This window comes from Celeribacter litoreus (genome assembly GCF_020165855.1).
GTDB lineage: Bacteria > Pseudomonadota > Alphaproteobacteria > Rhodobacterales > Rhodobacteraceae > Celeribacter > Celeribacter litoreus.
The window spans coordinates 14553-38565 of the sequence record NZ_JAIUFY010000011.1 but is presented as its reverse complement, the minus strand read 5'-3'; the positions used below and the strand labels follow the sequence as shown (position 1 = coordinate 38565).

General features: G+C 57.9%; 24 protein-coding genes. 17 read left to right on the top strand and 7 right to left on the bottom strand.

What is annotated here, in order from left to right:
- Entirely contained in the window at window positions 1-1578 is a 1578-nt protein-coding gene (locus LA304_RS10660) for an ABC transporter substrate-binding protein (RefSeq protein ID WP_224503139.1), read from the bottom strand.
- A 101-nt stretch (window positions 1579-1679) separates the two neighbouring features.
- Here LA304_RS10660 and LA304_RS10655 point away from each other — a divergent pair, with 101 nt between their 5' ends.
- Window positions 1680-2360 carry a DUF1028 domain-containing protein gene (locus tag LA304_RS10655; RefSeq protein WP_224503138.1) on the top strand — a complete coding sequence of 227 codons (681 nt, stop codon included), beginning with the start codon at window positions 1680-1682 and terminating at the stop codon, window positions 2358-2360.
- A 3-nt stretch (window positions 2361-2363) separates the two neighbouring features.
- Here LA304_RS10655 and LA304_RS10650 read toward each other — a convergent pair whose 3' ends face one another.
- The 3 genes from LA304_RS10650 to LA304_RS10640 all read right to left on the bottom strand — a co-directional run bounded on the left by LA304_RS10650 (window position 2364) and on the right by LA304_RS10640 (window position 5715).
- A complete protein-coding gene (locus LA304_RS10650; RefSeq protein ID WP_224503137.1) occupies window positions 2364-3122 on the bottom strand; it encodes a FadR/GntR family transcriptional regulator in 759 nt (252 codons plus the stop codon).
- Window positions 3123-3194: 72 nt separating this feature from the next.
- A complete protein-coding gene (xylB, locus tag LA304_RS10645) occupies window positions 3195-4643 on the bottom strand; it encodes a xylulokinase (protein ID WP_224503136.1) in 1449 nt (482 codons plus the stop codon).
- Between the two features lie 28 nt (window positions 4644-4671).
- A complete protein-coding gene (locus LA304_RS10640; protein ID WP_224503135.1) occupies window positions 4672-5715 on the bottom strand; it encodes an NAD(P)-dependent alcohol dehydrogenase in 1044 nt (347 codons plus the stop codon).
- 573 nt (window positions 5716-6288) lie between these two features.
- Here LA304_RS10640 and LA304_RS10635 point away from each other — a divergent pair.
- Genes LA304_RS10635 through LA304_RS10600 form a run of 8 tightly spaced genes read left to right on the top strand, consistent with a single transcriptional unit; the run spans window position 6289 to window position 13030 of the window.
- A complete protein-coding gene (locus LA304_RS10635; protein WP_224503134.1) occupies window positions 6289-7452 on the top strand; it encodes an amidase in 1164 nt (387 codons plus the stop codon).
- Window positions 7449-8600 (top strand): acyl-CoA dehydrogenase family protein, encoded by a 1152-nt coding sequence (locus LA304_RS10630; protein ID WP_224503133.1) that lies wholly within the window; start codon window positions 7449-7451, stop codon window positions 8598-8600. Before LA304_RS10635 ends, LA304_RS10630 begins: the two co-directional genes overlap by 4 nt.
- 45 nt (window positions 8601-8645) lie before the next feature.
- Window positions 8646-9008 carry a hypothetical protein gene (locus LA304_RS10625; RefSeq protein ID WP_224503132.1) on the top strand — a complete coding sequence of 121 codons (363 nt, stop codon included), beginning with the start codon at window positions 8646-8648 and terminating at the stop codon, window positions 9006-9008.
- Between the two features lie 14 nt (window positions 9009-9022).
- Window positions 9023-10300 carry an aromatic ring-hydroxylating oxygenase subunit alpha gene (locus tag LA304_RS10620; RefSeq protein WP_224503131.1) on the top strand — a complete coding sequence of 426 codons (1278 nt, stop codon included), beginning with the start codon at window positions 9023-9025 and terminating at the stop codon, window positions 10298-10300.
- Window positions 10297-10791, top strand: a complete 495-nt coding sequence (locus tag LA304_RS10615; RefSeq protein WP_224503130.1) for an aromatic-ring-hydroxylating dioxygenase subunit beta — start codon at window positions 10297-10299, stop codon at window positions 10789-10791. The genes LA304_RS10620 and LA304_RS10615 overlap by 4 nt, the downstream gene beginning before the upstream one ends.
- Window positions 10791-11552: an SDR family NAD(P)-dependent oxidoreductase gene (locus LA304_RS10610; RefSeq protein WP_224503129.1), complete on the top strand. Its 762-nt coding sequence runs from the start codon at window positions 10791-10793 to the stop codon at window positions 11550-11552. The genes LA304_RS10615 and LA304_RS10610 overlap by 1 nt, the downstream gene beginning before the upstream one ends.
- Before the next feature lie 5 nt (window positions 11553-11557).
- On the top strand, window positions 11558-12523 hold the full coding sequence (locus tag LA304_RS10605; protein WP_224503128.1) for a PDR/VanB family oxidoreductase: 966 nt from the start codon (window positions 11558-11560) through the stop codon (window positions 12521-12523).
- Window positions 12524-12526: 3 nt separating this feature from the next.
- Complete coding sequence (locus LA304_RS10600; protein ID WP_224503127.1) at window positions 12527-13030, top strand: flavin reductase; 504 nt, start codon at window positions 12527-12529, stop codon at window positions 13028-13030.
- A gap of 17 nt (window positions 13031-13047) precedes the next feature.
- On the opposite strand, the gene LA304_RS10595 is transcribed toward LA304_RS10600, so the two are convergent.
- Entirely contained in the window at window positions 13048-13518 is a 471-nt protein-coding gene (locus tag LA304_RS10595; RefSeq protein ID WP_224503126.1) for a MarR family winged helix-turn-helix transcriptional regulator, read from the bottom strand.
- A gap of 143 nt (window positions 13519-13661) precedes the next feature.
- Here LA304_RS10595 and LA304_RS10590 point away from each other — a divergent pair, with 143 nt between their 5' ends.
- The 7 genes from LA304_RS10590 to LA304_RS10560 all read left to right on the top strand — a co-directional run bounded on the left by LA304_RS10590 (window position 13662) and on the right by LA304_RS10560 (window position 20825).
- Window positions 13662-14687 carry a TRAP transporter substrate-binding protein gene (locus tag LA304_RS10590; RefSeq protein WP_224503125.1) on the top strand — a complete coding sequence of 342 codons (1026 nt, stop codon included), beginning with the start codon at window positions 13662-13664 and terminating at the stop codon, window positions 14685-14687.
- Complete coding sequence (locus LA304_RS10585) at window positions 14684-15223, top strand: TRAP transporter small permease (RefSeq protein ID WP_224503124.1); 540 nt, start codon at window positions 14684-14686, stop codon at window positions 15221-15223. Before LA304_RS10590 ends, LA304_RS10585 begins: the two co-directional genes overlap by 4 nt.
- 14 nt (window positions 15224-15237) lie before the next feature.
- The gene (locus tag LA304_RS10580; RefSeq protein WP_224503123.1) at window positions 15238-16518 is read left to right on the top strand and encodes a TRAP transporter large permease; all 1281 of its coding nucleotides are present in this window, start codon (window positions 15238-15240) and stop codon (window positions 16516-16518) included.
- Between the two features lie 9 nt (window positions 16519-16527).
- On the top strand, window positions 16528-17553 hold the full coding sequence (locus tag LA304_RS10575) for a ketopantoate reductase family protein (RefSeq protein ID WP_224503122.1): 1026 nt from the start codon (window positions 16528-16530) through the stop codon (window positions 17551-17553).
- A gap of 341 nt (window positions 17554-17894) precedes the next feature.
- Window positions 17895-18920 carry a TRAP transporter substrate-binding protein gene (locus LA304_RS10570; RefSeq protein ID WP_224503121.1) on the top strand — a complete coding sequence of 342 codons (1026 nt, stop codon included), beginning with the start codon at window positions 17895-17897 and terminating at the stop codon, window positions 18918-18920.
- Window positions 18921-18980: 60 nt separating this feature from the next.
- Window positions 18981-19496 (top strand): TRAP transporter small permease subunit, encoded by a 516-nt coding sequence (locus LA304_RS10565; RefSeq protein WP_224503120.1) that lies wholly within the window; start codon window positions 18981-18983, stop codon window positions 19494-19496.
- 3 nt (window positions 19497-19499) lie between these two features.
- Window positions 19500-20825, top strand: coding sequence for a TRAP transporter large permease (locus LA304_RS10560; RefSeq protein WP_224503119.1), 1326 nt, complete (start codon window positions 19500-19502; stop codon window positions 20823-20825).
- Between the two features lie 71 nt (window positions 20826-20896).
- On the opposite strand, the gene LA304_RS10555 is transcribed toward LA304_RS10560, so the two are convergent.
- Window positions 20897-21463 (bottom strand): nuclear transport factor 2 family protein, encoded by a 567-nt coding sequence (locus LA304_RS10555; protein WP_224503118.1) that lies wholly within the window; start codon window positions 21461-21463, stop codon window positions 20897-20899.
- A gap of 381 nt (window positions 21464-21844) precedes the next feature.
- On the opposite strand from LA304_RS10555, the gene LA304_RS10550 reads away from it, so the two are divergent.
- Window positions 21845-22618: a class II aldolase/adducin family protein gene (locus LA304_RS10550; RefSeq protein WP_224503117.1), complete on the top strand. Its 774-nt coding sequence runs from the start codon at window positions 21845-21847 to the stop codon at window positions 22616-22618.
- A gap of 89 nt (window positions 22619-22707) precedes the next feature.
- On the opposite strand, the gene LA304_RS10545 is transcribed toward LA304_RS10550, so the two are convergent.
- Window positions 22708-23985 (bottom strand): hypothetical protein, encoded by a 1278-nt coding sequence (locus LA304_RS10545; RefSeq protein WP_224503116.1) that lies wholly within the window; start codon window positions 23983-23985, stop codon window positions 22708-22710.
- Between the last annotated feature and the right edge of the window lie 28 nt (window positions 23986-24013).

The following is a 24013-nucleotide window of genomic DNA, read 5'->3' as shown; positions in this document are numbered from 1 at the left end:
TCAGTTTTTGACGACATCATCCAACAACAGGAAGAAGGATGGCTGTAGCGTAAAGTTTTCAACGGCATCGGATGTCACCGCATTCTGTTTCCAGTTTGCAACGAATACCCAAGGCGCATCGTCCTGAACAATCGTCTGCATCTCTTTGTAGAGTTCGGCGCGCTTGTCCTGATCGGTGGCGACGCGGGCCTCTTCGAGAAGTTTGTCGACCTCTGGGTTTGAATAGTAACCGGAATTGAAACCGCCTTTGTCCGGCCAGGCTTCTGTCCGCAGCGCGAGGAACGGGAGCGTATCCGGATCGTTCGTCATCCACGCCATTTCGGCCATGTCGGCTTTGCCTTCAAGACCCGGGTTCACCTCTCCGAGGAACGTATTCCACTCGTAGGTTTCGATTTTCACATCAAACCCGACAGCTTCGAGGTCGGCCTGAATGGCCGTGCCCATCGCGATCGGGTCGAGCATGCCGGAGCCGCCCTCGGTGACATAGAAGGTTACTTCGGCGCCTTCGGCTCCAGCCTCGGCCAGCAGAGCTTTCGCCTTTTCAGGATCATACGTATAGGGCGACAGATCATCGTTGTAGGCCCATGCGAAGGCAGGCGGAGTAGGTCCGGCGGCCACGGCGGCCGTGCCTTCAAGCACGTCGTTCACGAGGGCTTCTTTGTTCACAGCGTAGTTCGCTGCCTGACGGACGAGTTTGTCTGCGAACGGGCCTTCTTTCGCGTTGAGGATCAGGAACCAGACGTGCGGGCCTGCTTGCTCAACCACATTGAAGGTCTCGCCTTCGAACTGCGAGAGAGCGACAGGCGGCACCTCGACCATGAGGTCGATCCCACCAGCGAGCATTTCTGCCGTGCGTGTGTTCGCATCCGTAATCGGACGGAAGATCACAGCCTGAAGCTCCGGCGCGCCGTCCCAGTAGTCAGGGTTGCCTTCGACAACGACAGCTTCGTTCGACCGCCATTCCGCAAAAGTGAACGGACCCGTGCCGGACGGGTGGCGACCAAATTCCGCTCCGTATTGCTCAACCGCCGCCGGAGACACGATGAGGCCGGTTGGATAGGCGAGGTTCGACAGGAACGGCGCGTAGGGCGACGACAGGGTGAACTTCACCGTCATGTCGTCCATGGCCTCAACGCTCGCCACAGATGAGAAGAAGAAGGAGAGCGGGAAAGGTCCGGTGTTATGGTAAGGATGATCCTCGTTCAGCATCCGCTCGAAATTGAACACAACGGCGTCTGCATTGAAATCGGACCCATCGTGGAATTTGACGCCATCACGAAGGGTGAAGGTATATTCCGTTCCGTCCTCGCTGATCTCCCACGCAGTCGCCAGCGCAGGCTCCACTTCGAGCGTGCCGTCTTTGTAGCGCACGAGCCCGTCATAGACGTTCATCAGAATACGGAAATCGTTCACCGCAGTGACGGCCGCCGGATCAAGTGCCTTCGGCTCCGCAATCTGGCCCACCACGAGAACACCTGGCGGTGTTTGAGCCTCCGCGACACCAAATGTCCCGATTGAGAGCGCAAGGGCCGTGCTGGCTGCGAGCAGGCTGCGGCGAGTGAAAGACGTGAGCGACATAGGAGAACCTCCGCTGTTTTCCCGTTGGTAATTTATAATGATTAATTTGATTAGGCCAAATCATCATGATAAATTCAAGTCCTCAGAAGGAGACACGCGGCATGACGATTTCCATCCTCGCCTATGATGAAAAAACAGGCACTTACGGCAGTGCAGCAATGACTGGTAGCCTCTGCGTCGGGGGATGGGTGCTCCGCGGCAACATCGAATCGGGGCTGAGCGCGTCACAGGGATCTCTGCCCTCGACGCTCTGGGGCGAGGATGTTCTCGATTGCATGCGCCTTGGTGACAGCGCCGAAATCGCGGTCAAAACGGTCACGACGGCGGATGAAGGGCGCGACCAGCGCCAACTCGCCGCACTTGCACCGGATGGCAGCACCGCGTCGTTTACGGGCGCGAAAAGCATTGAGGTCGCCGGAAGCAGACAAGCGCCTCATGTCATCGTCACCGGCAACCTCCTAAGTTCCGAAGCTGTACTTGATGCTGCGCTCGCGACCTTTGTCGCGACCGAGGGCTCAATGGACGAACGCCTGCTGGCTGCCCTTGATGAGGCCGCAAAGGCAGGCGGCGACAGTCGCGGTCAAAAGTCCGCGGCGCTTTTGGTGTTGAACCGAGACGCCGCGCCCCTCTCGCTCCGGATCGACCTGTCGGACACGCCACTGAAAGCACTCCGCGCACTCCATGCCGAGGCTACATCCGGTGAATATGCTGAATGGGCCAAACTGGTTCCGACCGTCAACGAACCACATCGTGACGAGGCGTTTCCGGACATCGTTAGTTAAAGGTCACGCGTTCAGGAACCGTCGCGTGACGGTCGCTTCCTGCGCATCCATCATGTGCCGCGCGTATTCCATATGCGCCTTCATGACCTCGCGCGCACGCTCGGCGTCTCCACTCCGAAGCGCCTTGATCAATTCAATCTGATGGTTGCGCCCCCGCTCCCAGAGCGGGAGGTTCGGTTCAGAGTAGAGCTTTCGAAAGACGGTCAGGTCGGTGAGGATTTGCGACATGAAGCCTATGAAAAACCCAAGCACCTTGTTCGCGCTATATTCGGCAAGCAGAGCGTGAAACCGCAACGAAGCAACGTGCTGTTTCCGCTCTTCCTCACTGTTTTCAGCTGGCCGCGCATAGTCTTCCATCACGGCTTCGAGTGAAGAAATTTGATCTTCGGTCAGCCGCCCCGCCAAACCGGCGACAAGTTCCGGTTCGAGTAGCAGACGCACGGCATAGATGTCGTCGACAGAGAGATCCTGAAAGTAGAAGTAGTTTGACAGCAGCGCATTCGCACGATCGCGGGAGGTTTCGGCGAGAAAGCTCCCGCCACCCGGCCCCGTCCGCGTGACAACCAACCCCTCGGCTTGCAGCAAACGCATTGCCTCGCGGATCGTGCCCTTCGCCATGGCAAAGGTCTCGATCAACTGCGCCTCATTCGGCAGACGGTCTCCGGGTTTCATGCCCTTTTCGACAATCCATTCCTTGATCGTCCCCGCCACCCGTTCCGGACGGGATTTGCGCGGGCGGATTGATGTCGTCTGATCTGTCACGTCTGTTCCATCAGGTCGGAAAGGTCTGCTGCCTAAAGAGACCAATTTATCATTAAAAACTCAAGTCTCGCGTCATCCGAGGACTTTGAGCTGCCCGTAGGCGCGACGATAGGCGTCATACTTCTCTGCGTATTTCTCTGCGAGGTGCGCATCCGGCCAGACCTCTGCATCAACCTTCGGAGACGAGAAAACAGAAGCGGAGACATCCCCCGTCGCAGCCGCCGCAGCAAGCTTGGCCGCGCCCATCGCCGCACCGAAATCACCAGCTTCCGGTTTGAGCAGAGTAAGACCTGTCATCGCGGCAATGATCTGCAACCATTGGTCCGAACGCGCGCCGCCGCCCACAGCATAGACCGCATCAATCTCCGTCCCCGCGCTCCGCAAGGCATGGGCACTATCCGCAAAGGCCATGGCGACGCCCTCCATCACGGACTGCACCATATCAGGCAAGGCTACGTCGCGGCGCAATCCCCAGAACGCACCTGTCGCGTTGGGGTCATTGTGCGGCGTCCGTTCGCCGGAGAGATAGGGCAGAAAGCCCGCCGGCGACGGCTCTGTAATGGTTTCAGGCAAGAGCGAGGCAAGGTCGGCAGGACTACGGCCCGAGATTTCCGAGAGCCACGTCAGACTATCGGACGCCGACAGGAAGACCCCCATCTGGTGCCAGGTGTTCGGAACGGCATGGCAAAACGCATGAACCGCATCCGCCGTGTTTGGCGCAAAACGGTCGGTCGTCGCAAAGAGAACACCCGATGTTCCGAGCGAAAGAAAGCCGGTGCCGGGCGTGGTGATCCCCATGCCACAGGCCGTCGCGGCATTATCGCCACCGCCACCGGCCACCGGCACCTTTGCAACACCCCAGCGGTCTGCAAGGTCTGCGCGCAAGTGTCCCGATACGTCCGATCCCTCGACAAGCGACGGCATATGCGAACGATCAAGACCCGTCGCCTCCAAGAGCGTATCGGACCAATCGCGCTTTGCCACATCCATCCAAAGCGTCCCCGCCGCATCCGACATATCGGACACATGCTCACCCGTGAGCCAAAGACGCACGAAGTCTTTCGGGAGAAGAACCTTGCACGTTTTCTCGAAAATCTCGGGTTCGTTCTCTGCGACCCACTGGAGTTTCGGCGCCGTGAAACCGGCCATGACAATATTGCCGCCGATCCCACGAAAATCGGCCCGCTCTTCGAGCGCTTCACATTGCGGCCCTGATCGCGCATCATTCCAGAGAATACAGGGGCGAAGCGGCTGATCATTGCTGTCCAAAAGCGTCGCGCCGTGCATGTGACCCGAAAGTCCAATAGATTGCAGTTTGCCGAAGGCTTCGGAGTGCGTTTCTGCCAGTTCCGCGATCGTCCTCTCACACGCCGCAATCCAGTCCAGCGGGTTCTGCTCGGACCAGCCTGGGTGGGGACGCGATACAGTCAGCGATGCATGCGCCGTGCCGATCACATCGAACCTGTCATTCACCAGCATCGCTTTGACGCCGGAGGTTCCGATATCAAGACCAAGATACATTTGGAGTCTCCCTCATTCTTTCCGGCATTCAGAACCCTGACAAATCAATCTGGATTTTCACGTCCGTCTCACGCGCCTCGACGGCACGGTCGAACGCACTGACACTGTCCGCGAACGGAATGGTCGCTGAGATCAGGGGGTTCAGATCGACTTTACCGGCCCCGATGAGCGCAATCGCGCGGTCGTAGATATTGGCGTAGCGGAACACGGTTTCAACGCGCAGTTCTTTGGCCTGAAGCCCAACGATATCCACTGGCACCGGATCGACAGGCATCCCCACGAGGACAACCGCCCCTCCCGGACGCGCAAGTGCCGGAAGCCCCAAGATCGCAGGGGCCGCGCCGGAACATTCGAACACAACATCCGCGCCCCAGCCATCCGTCATCTCGCTAATCGCATCCGCTGTGGATTTCTCGCGGATGTTGACCGTCTCGATCCCATCGTACGCTCCGATGATGTCGAGCTTAGGTTGCGCTAGATCCGCAACGAGCACTTTCGCGCAGCCACCGGCAAGCGCGGCAAGGGCTGTCATCATCCCGATCGGCCCAGCGCCAGTCACGACTGCAATGTCGCCCGGCTGAATGCGTGCACGCAATGCGCTTTGCATCCCGATCGCGAAGGGCTCCACCATTGCGCCTTCGGCAAAAGACACATTGTCGGGCAGCTTATAGCTGAAGGCAGCCGGATGAATGACCTCCGGCGTCAGACAGCCGTGGATCGGGGGCGTGGCCCAGAACCGCACGGCGGGATCGACGTTATAGATGCCAAGCTTCGAGGCCCGCGACGTCGCGTTCGGGATGCCCGGCTCCATGCAGACCCGGTCACCGGCTTTCAGGTTTGTAACCTCGGCGCCAACTTCAACCACCACACCCGAGGCCTCATGTCCGAGGATCATGGGCTCCACCACAACAAAGGGGCCGATCTTTCCGTGCGTATAGTAATGCACGTCGGAGCCGCAGACGCCGACGGTTTTCACAGCGATCCGGACATCCGTTGGGGAGAGCTCCTGTTGCAGCGGAAACTCCCGCAGCGACAATTGCCCCTTTTTCTCGAGTACGAGCGCAACAGCCATTGAATGTTCCTCCCTGCGCTGAGCTGTCCGCAGAGAGCCAGCGCCTTCACAAGCGCTCCACTCCCTCGAACGCCCACCGCGATATGCATAGCGCGAAACCTTCCCCGAGAGAAAGGGAGCGCTAACATTTTTTCGTGCTTACACTCGAGTTTGCTTCGCAGGCGACACTCTCTCTGCCGCCCGATGTGCTAAGGAGCGTCTCCTCCCCCGACACCGAGGGGACAAAGCAGAGAAATCCCCCCCAGCAGGGGGAATCGGCGCGCGAGCCAGACGTTCCACTGATGAGTCGAAACAACGCGAAAAAGGCCTGAAGCAACGGTCAGAGTACGCCTGGAGGGCTCAATAAAACACGGTTTACTGCAAGCCTCAAAACACGGATCGCGCAATTATTGAGCACGATTTTTCGACGGCTGCGCTGATTTAATGCGATAATCTTACCGCAATTGCGACATTCCGCCCTCCAGAATTAATTCGATATTGTTGATTTATATTTTTCTTGACGTGGCGATTTATTACGTGAATTTTACTGTAAATAGAAAAACACAACTGCACAGTTCCAACAGGACTAAAACGATGAACGCTCACACACCCAGCGATACGACGCTGGTTGCGTCGCTCTCTATTGGAGAGACCGGACCAACCGTCGCGATCAAGGACTGCATCGACATTGCAGGCTTTGTCACCGGCTGCGGGTCGGAAGCCTTCGCCAGCACTGCGCCCGCTGAAAAAAACGCGGTCGTCGTCGACAATCTTCTCGCTACGGGCTGCCGGATCATCGGCAAAGCCAACATGCATGAGCTCGCCTTTGGCATGACGGGCGTGAACGGCTTTACCGGCACGCCGATCAATCCGAACTGGCCCGACCGCATTCCCGGCGGCTCTTCTTCCGGCTCGGCGGTTGCCGTTGCATCAGGCCTCTGCGACTTCGCGGTTGGCACAGACACCGGCGGCTCAATCCGCCAGCCCGCGACATGCTGCGGCATTATCGGCATCAAACCGACGTTTGGCCGGATCAGCCGCGAAGGCCTCATCCCGAGCGAGAGCTCTCTCGACTGCGTGGGCGCCTTTGCCCGTGACATGAACATGTTGAACACTGCGATGGAGGCGATTGATCCGACCTTCAAACGCGAGAGCCTTGTCCACGCGCCACGTCTGCGTCGCATCAAATCGGAGGGTGTCGATCTCGAGGTCGGTGATCCTTTGGTGTTCGCGCTGATGGATGCCTATCCGGATATGCCCTATGAGACGTTGCCGTCTTTTGATGCCGCGTTCGACGCAGGCATGGTCGTCATGTCCTACGAGATGGCGAAAGCCTTTGGCGACATGCTCGATCAGGGCGCGCCGTTCGGTCCGGACATCGCAAAACGGCTCGCAGCCGCGCAAAAGATCACCGACGTACAACTGGCAGAGGCCGAGGCCATTAGAGAGCGCTTCACCGCTGAGGTTGACGCCCTGCTCGAAGGCTATGACGCACTCGTCACCCCTTCTCTACCGACAGTTCCGCCGACCCTTGAGGACGCCAAAGACCCGCAGAACGTCTTGTCCCTCACGCGCTATCAACGCCCGTTCAACCTGTCCGGGCATCCCGCCATCACTCTGCCGACACGTTCGAATGCCGGTCTGCCCATCGGGTTGCAGATCATCGGACGGAAAGGCGAGGACGAAAAGCTTTGCGCGATCGCGAGCTGGATTTCGTCCTGCATCCCCTTGTTTCAGTCAAAGGACCACACCCAATGACCTACATTTCAAAACTGGCCTTTGATCAGGCCGACGAAACAAACTACTGCACGGTGCTCGACGAAATCCGCGCCCGCCGCGCAGAGTTCACGGCCCTGCGCCATGTGCCGATGGATATGGTAAAAAAGCTTCAGGACATCGGCGCTTACCGCGCGTTTGTGCCTGCGCGTTTCGGTGGCGACGAACTGAGCCCTGCTGACTTCTGCCGCCTCATCGAAGACATTGCCGCCGCCGACGCCTCCACTGGCTGGGTCGCCTCCTTCGGCGTGTCTGCCACCTACCTCGCCGCCCTTCCGCCAGAAACCTACGCGGCTATTTACGGCAAAGATCCGAACACTGTCTTCGCTGGTGCGATGTTCCCACCGCAGAAAGCGGAGAAGGTCGACGGTGGCTTCAAAGTCAAAGGTCGCTGGCCGTGGTGCTCCGGCATCATGGGGGCTTCTCTTGTGGGCGCCGGCATCAAAGTTGAAGGCGACGACACCCCCCTTCCGCGCGTCGCCATCATGCCCCGCGATAAAGTCACCGTCGACGAAACATGGGACACCATCGGCCTCTCCGCGACCGGCTCTCACGACGCGGTTGTCGAAGATGTGGTCGTCGCCCCCGAGTGGACCTTCATCCGCGGCGGCAAACCGGAAATGGACGACCTCATCTTCCGCTTCCCTGCCATGGCACTTGCCGCACAGGTGCTTGCAGTTGTCGCCCTCGGAGCCGCACGCGAAGCTCTCGACTTCCTTGTAAACGACGCACGCCAGCGCGCCTCCATCACCGGCGCTCCGAACCCTGGCGCACGCCCCTATGTGCAGGCTGAATTCGCCAAAGCACAGGGACTTCTGATGGGCGCCCGCGCAGCCTTTTACGACACGATTGAAGCCGCATGGGACGAACTGAAGACCAAAGGTGAAGTGTCGCCAGACATGAAAATCCGCCTCCGCCTCGTGGCCACCAAAGCCGCGCGTGACGGCGCAGAAGCAGCGCGCATCGCCTTTGTTATCGGCGGCTCCGGCGTCATGGAAACCGGCCATACGCTTGGCCGCTGCATGATCGACGCAGCCTGCGTCGCACAGCACGCCTTCATGGGCGAAGGCACATGGACCGCCGCAGGTGCAGGGTTCTTCGATCAACCGACCATGCCCGGCTACCCATAATCGCACCCACAAAATTCAAGAATTCCCCGACAGAGGACCAGACACATGAGTGAACAACAACCGATCCGCACACTGCTATGCTTCAACAACCACGCGGCCTTTTTCAGCCTCCCGTTCGACCAGATCGGTCCGGTCTGGAAAGCGACGCAGGAACTGATGGCCAAGATCGACCAGATGGACGGCGTCGAAATCGTCGGCACGTTTGACGATGACCAAACCTTCGTCGGCGCATCCGTCGGCTTCCCCTACACTTGGTACATCATGGCCGATTTCCCGACCCGCGAAGACGTGCAGGCAGCCTGCAACCTGCTCCGTACCATCGTCGTCGGTGAAGGCAATGACCGCCTTTGGAAATACATGACCGTCGAGGCGCGTATGGGACGCGCGCTCGAGATCCCGCAACTTTAAAAATAGGAGCTGACATGTCTTTGGATATGCCGAAATTCAGCGATCTCGACGCGCTCTACGACGAAGAGAACGCGCTGGTTGCCACCGAAATGTATGAAGATCCTGCCCTCTTCGACGAAGAGATGGAAAAGATCTTCAAAAACACCTGGGTCTGGGTCGCGCACGAAAGCGAATTCCCCGACAAAGGCTCTTTCAAACTGTCTCAGGTGGGCCTTGAGCCGGTGATCGTTGTCCGCGACCGCAAGGGCAAGATCCACTGCATGGTCAACCGCTGCCGCCACCGTGCCGCGACTGTTTGCGAAGTGAAGAAGGGCAAGACCTCTTCCTTCCAGTGCCCGTATCACGGCTGGGGCTACGGCCTCGACGGATCGCTCCGCGCACTGCCCTACCCTGAACAATACGGCGACGACTTCGACAAGTCGCAGCACGGCCTCCTGAAGCTCCGCACCGAGTCTTACAACGGCATGGTGTTCGCGACCTTCAAAGAAGACATGGAGCCGCTCGAAGACTTCCTCGGCGAAGGCGTTCGCAAATACATCGACCTGTTCATGAAACAGGGCGGCGGCTTCCCGGTCAAAGTGCTCGGCGAGCACCAGTTCTCCGTGCCGATGAACTGGAAAGTGCAGCTCGAAAACACGACCGATGCATACCACTTCCCGATCGTGCACAAGAGCTTCATGCAGACGCTCGATGGCGAGACCGGTGAACTCTTCGACTTCCTCGACAAAGGCGTCGGCTATGTCGAAGACCTCGGCAACGGCCACTCCGTGATGACCATGATCCCGGAACTTGTTGACCTCGACGAAAACCTCGACGCGCCGATCCCGGAACGTTTCGAAGAGCTGGCTCAAGAACTGCGCGACGAAGGCTATCCGGAAGATCAGGTCAAAAAGATCGTCCGCGCGGTGAGCGGCGCTGGTTTCAACCTGAACCTCTTCCCGAACGTGTCCTTCTCTCTCGCCTTCTTCCGCGTTCTGACCCCGATGAACGTAGAGCAGACCGACATCCGTCACATCGCCATCGGCATGGACGGTGGTCCGGATGCTGCGAACCAGGCACGTATCCGCCTGCACGAGCACTTCCAGGGGCCGATGGGCTTCGGCTCTCCGGATGACGCAGAAGTTTGGGAACGCGTTCAGCGCGGAACCAAAGGTGGCGAAACGCTCCCGATCCTCGTCAACCGCGGCATGGTCGATGAAGAGCAGGGTGAGTTCGGTCCGCGTGGCCACATCTCCGCCGAGACCGGCATGCGCGCCGCTTACAAAATGTGGAAAGGGATGATGGGCAAATGACCGAGATGAGCAAAATCAGCACGACCAGCGTTCTGTCCGAAGTCACTGAATTCATCTGGACCGAGGGCGCCATGCTCGACGCCAAGGAATACAGCGACTGGCTAGACCTGTGGACCGAGACCGGCCTCTACATCATGCCGATCGGCGACGGCGAGGATTACAAGAACCAGGTGAACCTCTGCTACGACAACGCAAAGATGCGCCGCGACCGCATCGGACGTTTCGAGCGCGGCTTCTCCATCTCGTCTGCGCCGCCCGCGCAGACGGTTCGGACCCTGTCCCGCATTCGTATCGACTCTGTCGAGGGTGATATCGTCAAGGCGTCCTGCGCCGAACACCTCATCGAGGACAAATTCGGACGCCAGCGCGTGTGGGCCGGCAACGCCTACTACACGCTCGTAAAAACCGAAGACGGCTTCAAGATCGAGCAAAAGATCGTCCGCCTTCTCAACTCTGACGGGATGCTGAACTCCTTCAGCTATTTGTTCTAATGACTGCTCCTCTCCCTGAAAAAATCCAGACGGCCGTGGTGACCGGTGGCGCGCGCGGCGTCGGTGCCTCGATCGTTCGCGCTCTGCACAAGGCAGGCTACCGCGTCATCATTGCCGACCTGAATCCGGGAGAGGAGGCCAAGGCCCTGGCCTCCGAACTCGATCTGGCTGGCGAAACGGCGATCACGGCTACATTGGACATTTCTAAACCGGAAAACTTCCAAGAAGTTCTCGACAAATGCATCGACCGGTACGGATCGGTCGAGGTGCTGGTGAACAACGCGGCCCGCACCATGGCGCAACCCGTCATGGACATTGACCCTGCGGTGTTCAACGAAATCATGGCGACGAACGCTGGCGGTACTTTTGCAGGCTGTCAGATTTTTGCCCGTCATTTCAAAGAGCGCGGCTATGGTCGCATCGTGAACATGGCGTCTCTGGCTGGTCAAAATGGAGGCACTGCGACGGGTGCGCATTATGCCGCGTCGAAAGGCGCGATCCTGACCTTGACCAAGGTCTTCGCGCGTGATCTGGCAGCATACGGGATCACCTGCAACGCCATTTCCCCCGGCCCGATGGATAGCCCGATGGTTCGCGACATTGTCGGCGACAAGATTGAAGGCTTTCTCAAGAATATTCCGGTTGGCCAGCTCGGCGATCCCGACTTCGTCGCCAATATGGTGGTGATGCTGGCAAGCCCCGAGGCCGCCTTCGTCACCGGCGCATGCTGGGACGTCAACGGCGGGCTCTACGTAAGGTAAAGACAATGACCAAAGAAATCGCACAAAAGCTCAAGGTCATCGCCCGCATCGACGACCGTGGAGATATCTCCCGCATTCGCTTTGCCCCTCAAGATGGCGGTGACATCATCGCCTATGAGGCTGGCGCACACCTCGACATTTACCTGCCTGATCTCGACATGTGGCGTCAGTATTCGCTCTGCTCGGATCCTGCGGAAACCGGTTACTACGAGATCGGCGTCCTGAAAGACCCGAACAGCCGCGGTGGCTCTGTGAAGGTTCATGAAACCGCCGTTGAGGGCGCTGTCTTTACCATCGAAGGCCCGCGCAATCACTTTCCGCTCGACGAGACGGCAGAAACGACTGTCCTGCTCGGCGGTGGCATCGGCATCACGCCGATGATCGCCATGGCCAAACGCCTGCACGCCATCGGCAAAGATTTCACACTGCACTATTGCACCCGTTCCGAGGACGTGACCGCGTTTCTCGATGACCTGAAGGGTTGCGGGTTTGCAGACAAAGTCTTCTTCCACTTTGACGATCAGGATGCCGGGCAAAAGCTCGACCTGAAACGCGACCTGCCCGCCCCGTCCGCTTCGACGCATCTCTATGTCTGCGGCCCGCAAGGCTTCATGGACTGGGTGATCGACAGTGCCGAGGGCGCAGGTCACGCAACAGCCAATGTACACCGCGAATATTTCTCTGCCGATGTCGAACTGTCCGGTGACAGTTTTGAGGTAGAATGCTCCGAGAGCGGCGTGACCATTACGGTCGGCCCCGATGATACCATCGCAAAGGCACTCGCCCGTGAGGGCATCAAAATCGAAGTGAAATGCGAAGAAGGCGTTTGCGGCACCTGTCTCACCGACGTTCTCGAAGGCGAGATTGATCACCGTGATCAGTTCCTCACCGAAGAGGAACGTGAAGACGGCGACGTCATTTGCGCTTGCTGTTCGCGGGCCAAGGGTCCGAAACTCGTATTGGAGATTTGAGTGATGCCAGAGCTCTCGCAGACCCAACTCGATTTCCGCGAAGGCATGAGCCGCCTCGGTGCGGCGGTCAACCTGATCACCTCTGACGGCCCTGCTGGCAGACACGGTCTCGTTGCGTCTGCGGTGTGTTCCGTCACAGACCATCCACCGACGCTCTTGGTTTGCATCAACAAGAACGCCTTTGTGCACGACAAATTCATCGAGAACGGCGTGCTCGCGGTCAACGTGCTTGCGGCAGAGCATCAGGAACTCTCCAGCAAATTCGCCCGCTACGTCGAAGGCGTCGACCGGTTTTCTTACGGGAAATGGGTGACGGAAAAGACCGGCTCTCCCCTCCTGACCGATGCAAACGTCGCCTTTGATTGCCGGATCACCGGCCGTCAGGAAGAAGGCACCCACTCTGTCTTCTTCTGTCAGGTCGAGGCCGTGCGCCTCGCATCGGAAGCACGGCACGGCCTCGTTTGGTTCAGCCGCGACTATCACCACCTCGTCACGGAGCGTGCATGATGATCGTGTTGGGACACTCAAATCATCTTTGCAAGATCGGCGCTGACCTTTCGCAGGATGCCGTTGAGTGTCTCAAGCTCGGCGGGCGAAATGTTGTAGAAGCTTTCGTCACGAATGCGGCTCACCTCTACGAGCGCCTTCGCACGCAAGGCATCGCCCTGTTCGGTCAGACACACCTCCGTCACCCGACCATCGGTCGGACGGACGCGGGTTTTGACCAGGCCTTCGGCGATCATGCGCTGGACGATCTTTGTCGCGGTGTTGAGTTTGACGGTGGAAAATTCCGCAATCTCGGACACCGACATGTAATCCTGTTGGTAAAGCGTGATCAGAACCCGCCAGCGCGGCGCATCGACGCCCATGGGTTTCAACCGCTTTTCCAGCGCACGCGTATAGAACGAATTGGCCCTATTGATCCAAAAGTAGGGCCACGTTTCACGGAAATGGCTCGGGTTTTCTTTCGTGTCATCCGTAGGATTTTGAGTCATTCCTCTCTCCTCTCCGCATCCCTGCAGCTTGGGGGATACTCAAAAAATGAAGGAAAATCAAAAACATGAAAATAACCTCCTTCACAACAACAGAACTTTCAACAGTCCAATACCATCAACCTGACCCAACGGGGAATATGAAAATGAACGTGAAAACCAAAAAGATCGCCTCTATGGCGGCGTCCATCGCACTCTTTGCTGGTGTGGCTCATGCAGAAACGACGATCACCGTCGCCAACTGGCTGCCGCCATCGCACCCGCTCGTGTCCGATGTCATCGTTCCGATGACCGAGCAAATCACCGAAGCCACCGGTGGAGAAGTTGTCGCCAACATCCTGCCCGCACCGCTCGGGCCGCCGGCTGCGCACTTCGACTTTGCGGTGAACGGTGTTGCCGACATCACCTTTGGCGTGCAGGGTTATAACGCTGGTCGCTTCAAAACCACCAACATCGCCGAAATCCCGTTCATCGGTGACAGCGCAGAAGCAACCTCTGTCGCCTACTGGCGCACGTGGGATGCGATGCTCAAAGACGCAGGCGAATACGACGGCGTGAAAGTGCTCGCGGTCTTCACCCACGGTCCGGGCGAAATCTTCCTCAAAGAAGGCGACGCAACCTCCGTTGACCTGCTCAAAGGTCAGAAGCTCCGCGTCGGCGGTGGCATCGTGCACGAAGTTGCATCCACACTCGGCGCTGTACCGGTCGAAGGTCCGTCTTCCAAAGCCTACGAGCTTCTGTCCCAAGGCGTCGCTGACGGCATCCTGTTCCCGTATGAATCCGTCAACTTCTTTAAGCTGATCCCGCAGCTTGACGTAGGCGTTTCCGTTCCGGGCGGCCTCTACAACACCTCCTTCTACATCGTCATGAACCAGGCGAAATACGACAGCTTCTCCCCTGAGATTCAAGCAGCCATCGACAGCGTCACCGGCGAACACCTCGCCCGTATGGCTGGTCAGATGTGGGACACAGTGGATGCAGCCGGCCTCGCAGCGATGGACGGCGAAATCGAAGTGACGCCTGCAACCGATGAACAACTCGCAGCTTGGAAAGAGAGCCTTCAGCCGGTCATCGACGAGAAAATCGCGCAAGTTAGCGAGTCCGGTGTCGACGGCCAAGCAGCCTACGAGATGTTCATTGCTGAAGTCGCAGCCGAAAGCGCGGGTAAATGAAGCAGCCTGTGCTGATGGATGAAAAGCAACAGGAGGCAGCGCGCAAGCAGCTGCCTCCGAGCCAGTTGCTCGGCCCCGTGGGCGTCGCGCTCGCGGCGGTCGGGGGCATCATGCTCACCGTCATGATGGCTCTGACTGTGTTCGACGTCATCGGTCGCTACGTCTTCAACTCCCCGATCAAGGGGGCCGCGGAATTGACGGAGCTTCTGTTGGCCGCGACGATCTTTCTCGGCCTCGGCGCGGTATCTCTACGCGAAGAACATGTGACGGTCGATCTCGTGACTGATCGCCTTCCCGCCTTCATTCAGCCGTGGCGCATCGCGCTCAGCGGTCTGTTCAGCGGCGTGGTACTTGCGCTCGTTAGCTGGCGGCTCTGGGTCTATGCAGCACAGATCGGTAGCTACGGCGGCTCCACGACGAACCTCGCCATCCCGATTGCTCCGCTCGGCTATTTCTGCGCGATATGCGCGGCGATTGGCGCCATCATCACTGCGTTTCTCCCGATGAAGCGCCTTTATCTACGCCTCATGGCCTGAGGAAAGGATTTCCCATGGAACATTGGCCCGTTGGTATGGCCATCCTGAGCGTCCTGTTGCTCTTGGGTGTGCCGATCTCTTTCGCACTTGCCGGCGTCGGTCTCGTCGGCGTTGCCTCCATCATCGGCTGGAATCCGGCTTTGTCCCTGATGGGGTCGGCGTTCTTTGACAACGGCCGAGACTATTCCCTGTCCGTTCTGCCGCTCTTCCTCATGATGGGAAATTTCGTGGTGCAATCCGGCATCGCGCAGGACCTTTACACATCTGCCTACGCGTGGCTCCGTCACCGCAAAGGTGGCCTCGCGACCGCGACGGTCATTGCCTGTGGCGCGTTCTCGTCTGTGTCCGGCTCTTCGATGGCGACCGCCGCAACGATGACACGGATCGCCCTGCCCTCCATGCGCCGCTTCGGCTACCCTGACCAGCTTTCGACCGCGTCGATTGCAGCAGGCGGCACGCTCGGCATTCTGATCCCGCCGTCCGTAATCCTCGTGTTCTACGGCATCATGACCCAGCAGGACATCGGCAAGCTCTTCCTCGCGGGGATCATTCCCGGCATTATCGGCATAATTGGCTACATGATTGCCGTCAAAATCTCTCTTAAGTTCCAAAACATCGACCTGCCCGTCGAAGAGAAACTCCCGCTCATGGACCGTATCCGTGCACTCAAAGGGACGGCTGGCGCACTCGCCCTGTTCGCTTTCGTGATGGGTGGCATCTACCTCGGCGTCTTCACCCCGACGGAAAGCGCGGGCATGGGCGCAGGTGGTGCACTCCTGCTCGTCGTTCTGCAGGGCAAGTTCTCGCTGAACTCGATGTTGATCGTGCTCTACGATACGATGAAAACCACGGCCATGATGTTCTTCATCCTCTTCGGCGCACTGACGTTCACGAACTACGTCAACATGTCCGGCATGACCCGCGACATCCAAAGCTTCCTGACCATGTTCGGGGATAGCCGCATCAGCTTTATCCTCGTGGTGCTCTGCATCTATCTCGTTCTTGGCTGTGTGTTGGAAAGCCTGTCGATGATCATGCTCACGGTTCCGGTGTTCTACCCGATCGCGGCTTCCATGGGCGTCGACCTGATCTGGTTCGGCATCTTCGTCGTGATGGTCACAGAGATTTCCTACATCACGCCGCCGGTCGGCATGAACGCCTTCGTTCTGCGCTCGGTGGTCCCTGATGTGCGGCTCGGCACGATCTTCAAAGGCCTCGGCCCGTTCGTTGTGATGGATGTTGTGCGCGTTGGCCTGCTCACCATGGTTCCGTCACTCGTACTTCTGCTGACCTGAGGAAAAGACATGACCGGCACATCGCTCAAAATCGGCGTCATTGGCGCAGGAAATATCGGCACCGCGATGGCAGCACTGCTGTCGCGGTCAGGCGCCGAGGTTTTCCTCACAGCACGTAACGAACGCCTTCGCGCGGTGTCGGACGACGGCATTCGCCTCAATGATCGCGGCGACGTCATTGAGGTACATCCGTTTGCATCCGAAGTTCTTCCGGAAACAATGGATGCGGTCTTCGTCTGTGTGAAGAGCCAGAGTCTGCCGACAGCCCTCCTCAGCAATGCAGAAGCGATTGGTCCGGAGACTCTCATCATCCCGATGGTCAACGGAATGCCTTTTTGGTTTTTTGCGACTGAAAACGAGATGGGCCAAATCCCCTATCTCGACCCGAAGGGGGATTTGGCAAAACTTCTGCGCCCATCACAGATCCTCGGGGCTGTGCTTCTCATGACGGTGCGTATGGACGAAAGCGGTCAGGCGATTTCGTCGAACACACCGACGCTCAGCATCGGCACCGTGGCAACGGGCGCACATGCAGAGAAGATCGAACGCCTCGTCGCCACGTTAGAGGCAGGCGGCGTTCGGACAGATCTGAGCGACGACATCCGTCAAAAGGTGCTCGTCAAACTTCTTGCCAATCTCACCACCAACCCTCTGACGGCGCTCACCGGTGCGACCCTTGAAGCGGTCGGACAAACCGAGATGCTGCGCGAGATCGCGACTGAACTGGCCGATGAGTTCAGAAGCTGGGCGAAAGACAACGGGTATGACCTGCCCTCGAACGAGTGGCTCGTCGATCTCTTCATTGAAGCCGGTGACTTCCCGACATCGATGTTGCAAGACGCTCTCGCGGGGCGAGCGCTCGAACTCGATGCCATTTGCCGTGCTCCGCTCGAACTGGCGCGACGCGATGGCGGCGACATGCCCCTGCTTGCCCGGCTGATCGCAGATGTCGAAACCGCCGCGCGGCTGCCCGTTTCCGATGTGCCCGCAGCCATCGAGAGACTCGCCAATATGACCGTCTACGCGCGGGGCTAGCACGCGTTTCAAGCGCCTTTTGGGGCTTTCGTGACTTCGTTCTGCCTAAGGAAGGCCCAACCAAAAGATAGAGAAAAGCCTTCTGCACAAAAAAGCCTCATTAGATGATTTTTCATCTTATTTTTACTTGATTACGTTTTTGTTTTTGGTGTTCACTAAGGCCAATAACGGTAAAGTTAACGCAATTACGCACCCATAAAAATAACCGCGCCGCGTTCCGATCTGTCCCGAATGACGGATAGCTGATGCCCCTTCACACGGGCGCCAGACCCATTCGTGTGACCTGTAGGCGGCAACGGAAACTGATCAACTATAAATGCAGACCAACAGGAGACCCCCAAATGACTGCACTTAAAAAGTCCCTTGTCGCGGTGGCAATCGCCGCCACCACGGCCGCCCCGGCCATCGCAAAAGAAAAGCTCGACATTCAGAGCGCATGGCCCCTCACAATGCCCGCCTCCGGCGCGAACGCGGCCTACCTTGGTGAAAAACTCACCGCCGCGTCCGATGGCGAGCTCGATGTCACCGTCTACGGCGCAGGCAAACTCGTCCCGTCTCTGCAAATCTTCGACGCCGTCCAGCAAGGCACGCTCGACGCAGGCATCACTTCTCCGCTTTACGTGGCTGGCCGTTTTCCTGCCGTTCAACTCTTCGGCGGCATTCCGTTCGGTCCGGATGCGATCACGCACACCGGCTGGCTCTACGAAGGTGGCGGCGCTGAAATCTGGTCCGAGATCTACGCTGAGCAAGGCGTCAAAACCATTCCGTGTGGCCTGATGGATTCCGAAGCTGGCGGTTGGTACAACTTCGAAATCAACACCGTTGAAGACCTCGACGGCAAGAAAGTCCGTTTTGCTGGCCTCGCTGGTGAAGCCATGGCGAAAGTCGGCGCCTCCATCGTCCTCCTGCCGGGCGGCGAGATCTATCCGGGCCTTGAAAAAGGCATCATCGACGGCACCGAGCTCTCCATGCCAGCCATCGACATCACCCTAGGCCTTCAGGATGTTGGCAAATATTACTACCTACCGGGCTGGCACCAGCCGGCAGCGATGAATGAACTCATCATCAACATGGCGAAATGGGAGAGCCTTGAAGAGAGCCAGCAGACGCTGATCGAGGAAACCTGTAAAGCGGTGAACCTCACCTCCATCATGTCGACCCTGACCGCCAACAGCGACGCGATTGCCGAGTTCGAAGCCGCTGGCGTCGAAATCCGTTCCTTCCCGGAAGAAGTGCTCGTGCCGCTCAAAGCAGCCTTCGACGAAGTGATTGCTGAACAAACCGCAGAAGACGAGACCTTCAAACGCGTTTGGGACTCTCTGATCGCCTACCGCGAGAAAACCGCCGCTTGGGCAGAACGTCGCTAAGCGCTCCTCACCATCGCGCGCCGGAGCCACGGCCTCGGCGCGCCACTACTCGGTGAAAACATGCAGCCAATCATCACACTTATCGAGCGTTTCATCGCGGGGATCGGCAAAGTCGGCTCCCTGTTTTTGCCGCTTCTGATGCTCACCATCCTCGTCAACGTCTTCTCCCGCTATGTCCTCGGACGCGGGTCGATCCAGCTTGAGGAACTGCAATGGCACCTCAATGCCGTTGCTGTCATGTCCTGCCTCGCATGGGCCTATCAAAAAAACGCGCACGTCCGCGTCGATGCGTTCCACGCAAAGATGTCCGAAACACAAAAGGCCATCGTCGAACTCTTCGGCGTGATCTTCCTGCTCTTCCCGTTCGTCTGGTTCGTCGCCGACTCCGCGTGGACGATTTTCGGCTACAGCTGGAAACTCAAGGAAGGCTCCCCCATGCCCTCCGGCCTTCCCGCCCGCTACCTCATCAAGTTTGTGATGGCCGCCGGACTGAGTCTCTTGTTCCTCCAAGGCATCGCCGTCCTGCTGAAATCCGCCCTCTTCCTCTTTGGCCCAAAGACGATCAAGGAGTCATAAGAGATGGACGTCCTTTTTGTATTTTTGCTCTTCTCCACCTTTCTGGTGGTGATGTTCTCTGGCTTCCCGATCGCGTTCGTCCTTGGCGGCGTTGCTGTCGCCTTTGCTGCGCTCGGCACGATGCTCGACTACTTCTCTGTCGATGCGGATATGGCGTCCCTACGGATGATCGGGTTCGTCGCAAACCGGATTTTCGACACGCTTTCAAGCTACTCGCTCATTCCGATCTCGATGTTCGTCTTCATGGGGTTGATGCTTGATAAGTCTGGCGTCGCAGAGCGCTTGCTCACCCGTATGCACGGCGTTCTTCGTGTCGTGCCCGGCGGGATGGCGGTTTCTGTCGTCCTGATTGGCGTCGTTCTCGCCGCGTCCACCGGCATCATCGGCGCATCCGTTGTTCTCTTGGCGACCATCGCCATGCCCGCGATGCGCAGTGCGGGATATGATGATCGTCTCGGTCTCGGCGTCATTGGCGCGACGGGCTGTCTCGGCATCCTGATCCCGCCGTCGATCATGCTCATCGTGATGGGCGATCAGCTCCAAATCCCTGTCGGCGACCTCTTCCGCGGCGCGATGGTTCCCGGCCTGCTCCTAGCTGTTGCTTACGTCGTCTACTCGGTCGTCTACGCGATCATCCATCCAGATCGGGCGCCCGCAAAGCCATTGGAAGAAGGGCGGAGCCTCGGTGAAATCACTCGTGATCTTCTCGGGTCTCTTGTGGCCCCGCTCCTCCTCGTAATTGCTGTGCTCGGCTCAATTGTTTTTGGCATCGCGACCCCGACCGAAGCCTCGGGCATCGGCGCAGCCGGCGCGACACTCATTGCGCTCGGCTCGGGCCGCCTGTCGTGGAAGACGTTTACAGACGTGTGCGAAGAAACGGGCATCACGACCGCTTTCCTCTTTGCATTGATCTTCGGTGCAAGTTGCTTCTCAGTCGTGCTGCGCGGTTACGGTGGCGACGAGTTGATCGACAGCGCGCTCCATGCTGTTCCGCTCTCACCCACGGGCACGCTCATTCTCATCTTGTTCATCGTGTTCCTGCTCGGGTTCTTCCTCGACTGGATGGAGATCATTCTGATCGTTGCGCCGCTTGTGCTTCCGGTTCTTACCGCGCTCGGACATGATCCGGCGTGGGTGGCAATTCTAATCGCGATCTGTCTGCAGACATCGTTCCTGACCCCGCCCGTCGGCATGGCGCTGTTCTATCTCAAGAACGCAGTGCCTGACGTGGAGATCACGCAGATTTACCGGTCTGTCCTGCCGTTCGTCGCAATGCAGATCGGCATTCTGGTGCTGACTCTTGTGTTCCCACAGCTGGCACTTTGGTGAGGGTATCTACGCAAAACGCAAAGAGGGCGCCGAATTCGGCGCCCTCTCCATTTCGAACTTCCAGATTCTGATTACGGCTTCATCAGCACTGATTTCGACGGGTAGTCAGACGCCCATGTCGCGGGCAGCGGCGCGACGAAGACATTTTCCGTCCGGTTCCGCGTGTAGCGCCATTTCCCGTCCTCACACTTCTTGAAAGCATTAAACAAGCGGGAAGAACGCAGAAGCGCCTTGCCGTCGGAGAAGAGCCACGGCTGCATGTGCACCCATTGACCAGTCGCGGTCTGACCGTCCTCAGCAACATGGATTTGTTCCGATGTCACGTAATGGCAATTGAGGATCAACGCCGGGTCCTGCTTGCCACCCCAGAAACTCTCGAAGTGCGCGCGCACGGCCGCTTTCCCTTCTGCCCGTCCGAACTGACCGTCGTAGTACTCGCCAACGCCTTCCCAGACAGCTTCTTCTGCGAAAAGCTCCATGATCAAGTCGATCCTCTCGGCGTCGTCTTTGACGCCGTATTCTGGCAGCGGCGTGTCGCAGAGAAACATGTAGCGCATCTGGACGTTGCGAACCTCATTCGCGGCCTCCAGATTCTCAATGCGGCGGGTCAGGGTTTCGATCAGTGAATCATCAGCCATTTGCATTCTTCCTGTTGAATGGCTCAAACCATCTGCGCGTAAAATTGCGTCATCCCAGAGTGAGTTTGCCCCCAAGATTTGCAGTAATATTACTGTTTCGCGCCGACAGTCGAGAATTTGCGTTTCTTTGTTTAACTATCGCACTAAAGCCTTGACCCGTCAAACATTTGCGTGAAACTTACCGTAATAGAAATTCAAACACCTCGGAACCGGCACATAAGAGATCGGCAGAGGGACGCACAAAACAACATGACCCGCGGCCAAAAGGAGCAAGCGTTTCGTGTTATACTTCTCAATGTGCACTCCTGATGCCTTCGCCTCATGGACGTCTGATCCGGCGCGTAACGCTCTACGCACTCGCTGAATGTAAAGGATGACAAGATGAATAGCCCAACGGCCGTCAAAGCAGACACCAATCCAATGGCAGGAATGTCCGAACAGGAACTCCGCGTCCAACTCGCTGACTTCTATCATCTCGTCAGCTACCTCGGCTGGACCGAACTGATCTTCAACCACATCTCCGTGCGCCTTCCGGGTGACGAACACGCCTACCTCGTGAACCCGCTCGGCCTGCACTACGACGAAGTGACACCTGAGAACCTCCTCGTCGTGGGCGTTGACGGCAAACTTTTGCGTGAGAGCGAATACAAACCGAACCCGGCAGGTTTCGCGCTCCACGGCGTGATTCACGAGCACCGTCCCGACGTTGGCTGCGTGGCGCACACTCACACGACTCCGATCTCAGCCATCGTGATGAAAGATGGTCACATTGACCACAACAACTTCAACGGTGCGCAGCTCTACGGACGCGTCGGTTATCATGACTTCGAAGGCATCACGATCTACGACGAAGAACGTGAGCGCATGCTAAAGTCCCTCGGCGACAAACACGTGCTCGTCCTCCGCAACCACGGCATCGCCGTCTGCGAGGCCGATATCCCGCTCACCTTCTTCCTCCTGTGGACCGTGCAACGCGCCGCAGAGATTCAATGTGCGGCGGCGTCCATCCCCGGCCCAAACGTCCAGCTCCCCGACGCAATCAAACAAAAATGCGCGGAAGACGCTCAGCGCCTGAAAGACAATGCGTCCTTCGCGACTCTGCTCTTCGATGCGATGGTGCGTAAAATGAAGCGGGATCGTCCGGAATTCGCATAATTCCTCACGAGCATGAAAGAACAGAAAGGCGAGCCGATCACATCTGATCGCTCGCCTTTAATTTATAAGCATCATTATTGCACACCGCTTTATTGGGCAGCCACCTTGCGCTTGCCTGCCGTGATATTGCGGCTCGCGATCTCAAGATTTTCCTGCGTGATCTCCCGCGGCACATCCTCGTATCGGCAGTACGCATCAATGTGTTGCAACAAAAAGCGCGGGTGCGCACCAGAGGTGATGTGCTGTTTCTCTTCATATTCCTTGGTGAAGAAGTCGCCCACCACATTCGGCCTCCACTCAAAACCCAGATCGTGGCAAGCATCCTCAAAGATTTGGAGAAAATCCTCGCGGGTCGGACACGGCACGTAAATCTTGAAGTAGATGCGCCGTAGGGAGGCCCCGTCCCCGAGCTCTTCGGGGAACATGTTGGAAGAAAAAACCACCAACTGATCGAAAGGCACCGTGAACTTGCGCCCCGTGTGTAAGGACAGAATGTCGAACCCTTTTTCGAGCGGCACAATCCAGCGGTTCAGAAATGCCTGCGGTGTCGCAACCTGACGCCCGAAATCATCCAGCACGAACACACCGCACAAGGCCTTAAAGTGCATCGGCGCTTCGTAAAATCGAGAGTTTTCATCGAAAGAGAGATCCAACATCGACAGCGTTAGTTCGCCTCCCGCGATCACGACAGGGCGGCGACAGGGCACCCAGCGCGCATCAAGCGGTCGCATATCAGGATCCTGCTCCACAACCTCATGGAGCGTCTCATCAAAGAACTTGATAATCTGGTTCCCGACCAGAAGCGCATAAGGAAAATAGACCGTATCCGAGAAAGCATCTCCCAAGGCTTGCGCGAGGGAGGTTTTCCCATTCCCGGGCTCACCGTATAAAAGGACCGAGCGGCCGGAATTGGCGGCCGGACCGAGTTGAGCCATCATCCCTTTTGGCAAAACGAGATGTTTCGCCGCCTCCACGAGCGCGTCACGGTGGATTTCTTCAGCGTGGATGGATTGCTCTTTGATTTGCGCGTTGAACGCATCAAGCGTCACAGGCGCAGGCCCGACATATTGCGAGGCCAGCATGGCTTCCATCGCCACTTTCCGACCTGCATCCGTCAGACTGTAGCGAATGTCGGACTTGATATCCTCACTCTCAAGCCCCTGCGCCTCAACCATCAAGAGACGCGTCATTTCCTTAATCAACTGACGGCAAATCAGCTTGGATAATTTGATCTCCTCACTGATCAGGAGCGGCGTAAGGGTCCCCCTTTCATACATGACCTTCGCGACCAGATTAATGAGAAAACTCATACTTAGACCCGTTTCCTCCACGGATTTGGGCGGCTCTGGATAGTGAAATTTGCTCATATCATGTCTTTCTCTGGTGAAATCCTCG

Excerpts from the sequence above, each read along its gene's own strand:
- LA304_RS10660 (WP_224503139.1), bottom strand. The coding sequence starts at position 1,578 with ATGTCGCTCACGTCTTTCACTCGCCGCAGCCTGCTCGCAGCCAGCACG.
- LA304_RS10655 (WP_224503138.1), top strand. The coding sequence starts at position 1,680 with ATGACGATTTCCATCCTCGCCTATGATGAAAAAACAGGCACTTACGGC.
- xylB (WP_224503136.1), bottom strand. The coding sequence starts at position 4,643 with ATGTATCTTGGTCTTGATATCGGAACCTCCGGCGTCAAAGCGATGCTG.
- LA304_RS10640 (WP_224503135.1), bottom strand. The coding sequence starts at position 5,715 with ATGGCTGTTGCGCTCGTACTCGAGAAAAAGGGGCAATTGTCGCTGCGG.
- LA304_RS10635 (WP_224503134.1), top strand. The coding sequence starts at position 6,289 with ATGAACGCTCACACACCCAGCGATACGACGCTGGTTGCGTCGCTCTCT.
- LA304_RS10630 (WP_224503133.1), top strand. The coding sequence starts at position 7,449 with ATGACCTACATTTCAAAACTGGCCTTTGATCAGGCCGACGAAACAAAC.
- LA304_RS10625 (WP_224503132.1), top strand. The coding sequence starts at position 8,646 with ATGAGTGAACAACAACCGATCCGCACACTGCTATGCTTCAACAACCAC.
- LA304_RS10620 (WP_224503131.1), top strand. The coding sequence starts at position 9,023 with ATGTCTTTGGATATGCCGAAATTCAGCGATCTCGACGCGCTCTACGAC.
- LA304_RS10615 (WP_224503130.1), top strand. The coding sequence starts at position 10,297 with ATGACCGAGATGAGCAAAATCAGCACGACCAGCGTTCTGTCCGAAGTC.
- LA304_RS10610 (WP_224503129.1), top strand. The coding sequence starts at position 10,791 with ATGACTGCTCCTCTCCCTGAAAAAATCCAGACGGCCGTGGTGACCGGT.
- LA304_RS10605 (WP_224503128.1), top strand. The coding sequence starts at position 11,558 with ATGACCAAAGAAATCGCACAAAAGCTCAAGGTCATCGCCCGCATCGAC.
- LA304_RS10600 (WP_224503127.1), top strand. The coding sequence starts at position 12,527 with ATGCCAGAGCTCTCGCAGACCCAACTCGATTTCCGCGAAGGCATGAGC.
- LA304_RS10595 (WP_224503126.1), bottom strand. The coding sequence starts at position 13,518 with ATGACTCAAAATCCTACGGATGACACGAAAGAAAACCCGAGCCATTTC.
- LA304_RS10590 (WP_224503125.1), top strand. The coding sequence starts at position 13,662 with ATGAACGTGAAAACCAAAAAGATCGCCTCTATGGCGGCGTCCATCGCA.
- LA304_RS10585 (WP_224503124.1), top strand. The coding sequence starts at position 14,684 with ATGAAGCAGCCTGTGCTGATGGATGAAAAGCAACAGGAGGCAGCGCGC.
- LA304_RS10580 (WP_224503123.1), top strand. The coding sequence starts at position 15,238 with ATGGAACATTGGCCCGTTGGTATGGCCATCCTGAGCGTCCTGTTGCTC.
- LA304_RS10575 (WP_224503122.1), top strand. The coding sequence starts at position 16,528 with ATGACCGGCACATCGCTCAAAATCGGCGTCATTGGCGCAGGAAATATC.
- LA304_RS10570 (WP_224503121.1), top strand. The coding sequence starts at position 17,895 with ATGACTGCACTTAAAAAGTCCCTTGTCGCGGTGGCAATCGCCGCCACC.
- LA304_RS10565 (WP_224503120.1), top strand. The coding sequence starts at position 18,981 with ATGCAGCCAATCATCACACTTATCGAGCGTTTCATCGCGGGGATCGGC.
- LA304_RS10560 (WP_224503119.1), top strand. The coding sequence starts at position 19,500 with ATGGACGTCCTTTTTGTATTTTTGCTCTTCTCCACCTTTCTGGTGGTG.
- LA304_RS10555 (WP_224503118.1), bottom strand. The coding sequence starts at position 21,463 with ATGGCTGATGATTCACTGATCGAAACCCTGACCCGCCGCATTGAGAAT.
- LA304_RS10550 (WP_224503117.1), top strand. The coding sequence starts at position 21,845 with ATGAATAGCCCAACGGCCGTCAAAGCAGACACCAATCCAATGGCAGGA.
- LA304_RS10545 (WP_224503116.1), bottom strand. The coding sequence starts at position 23,985 with ATGAGCAAATTTCACTATCCAGAGCCGCCCAAATCCGTGGAGGAAACG.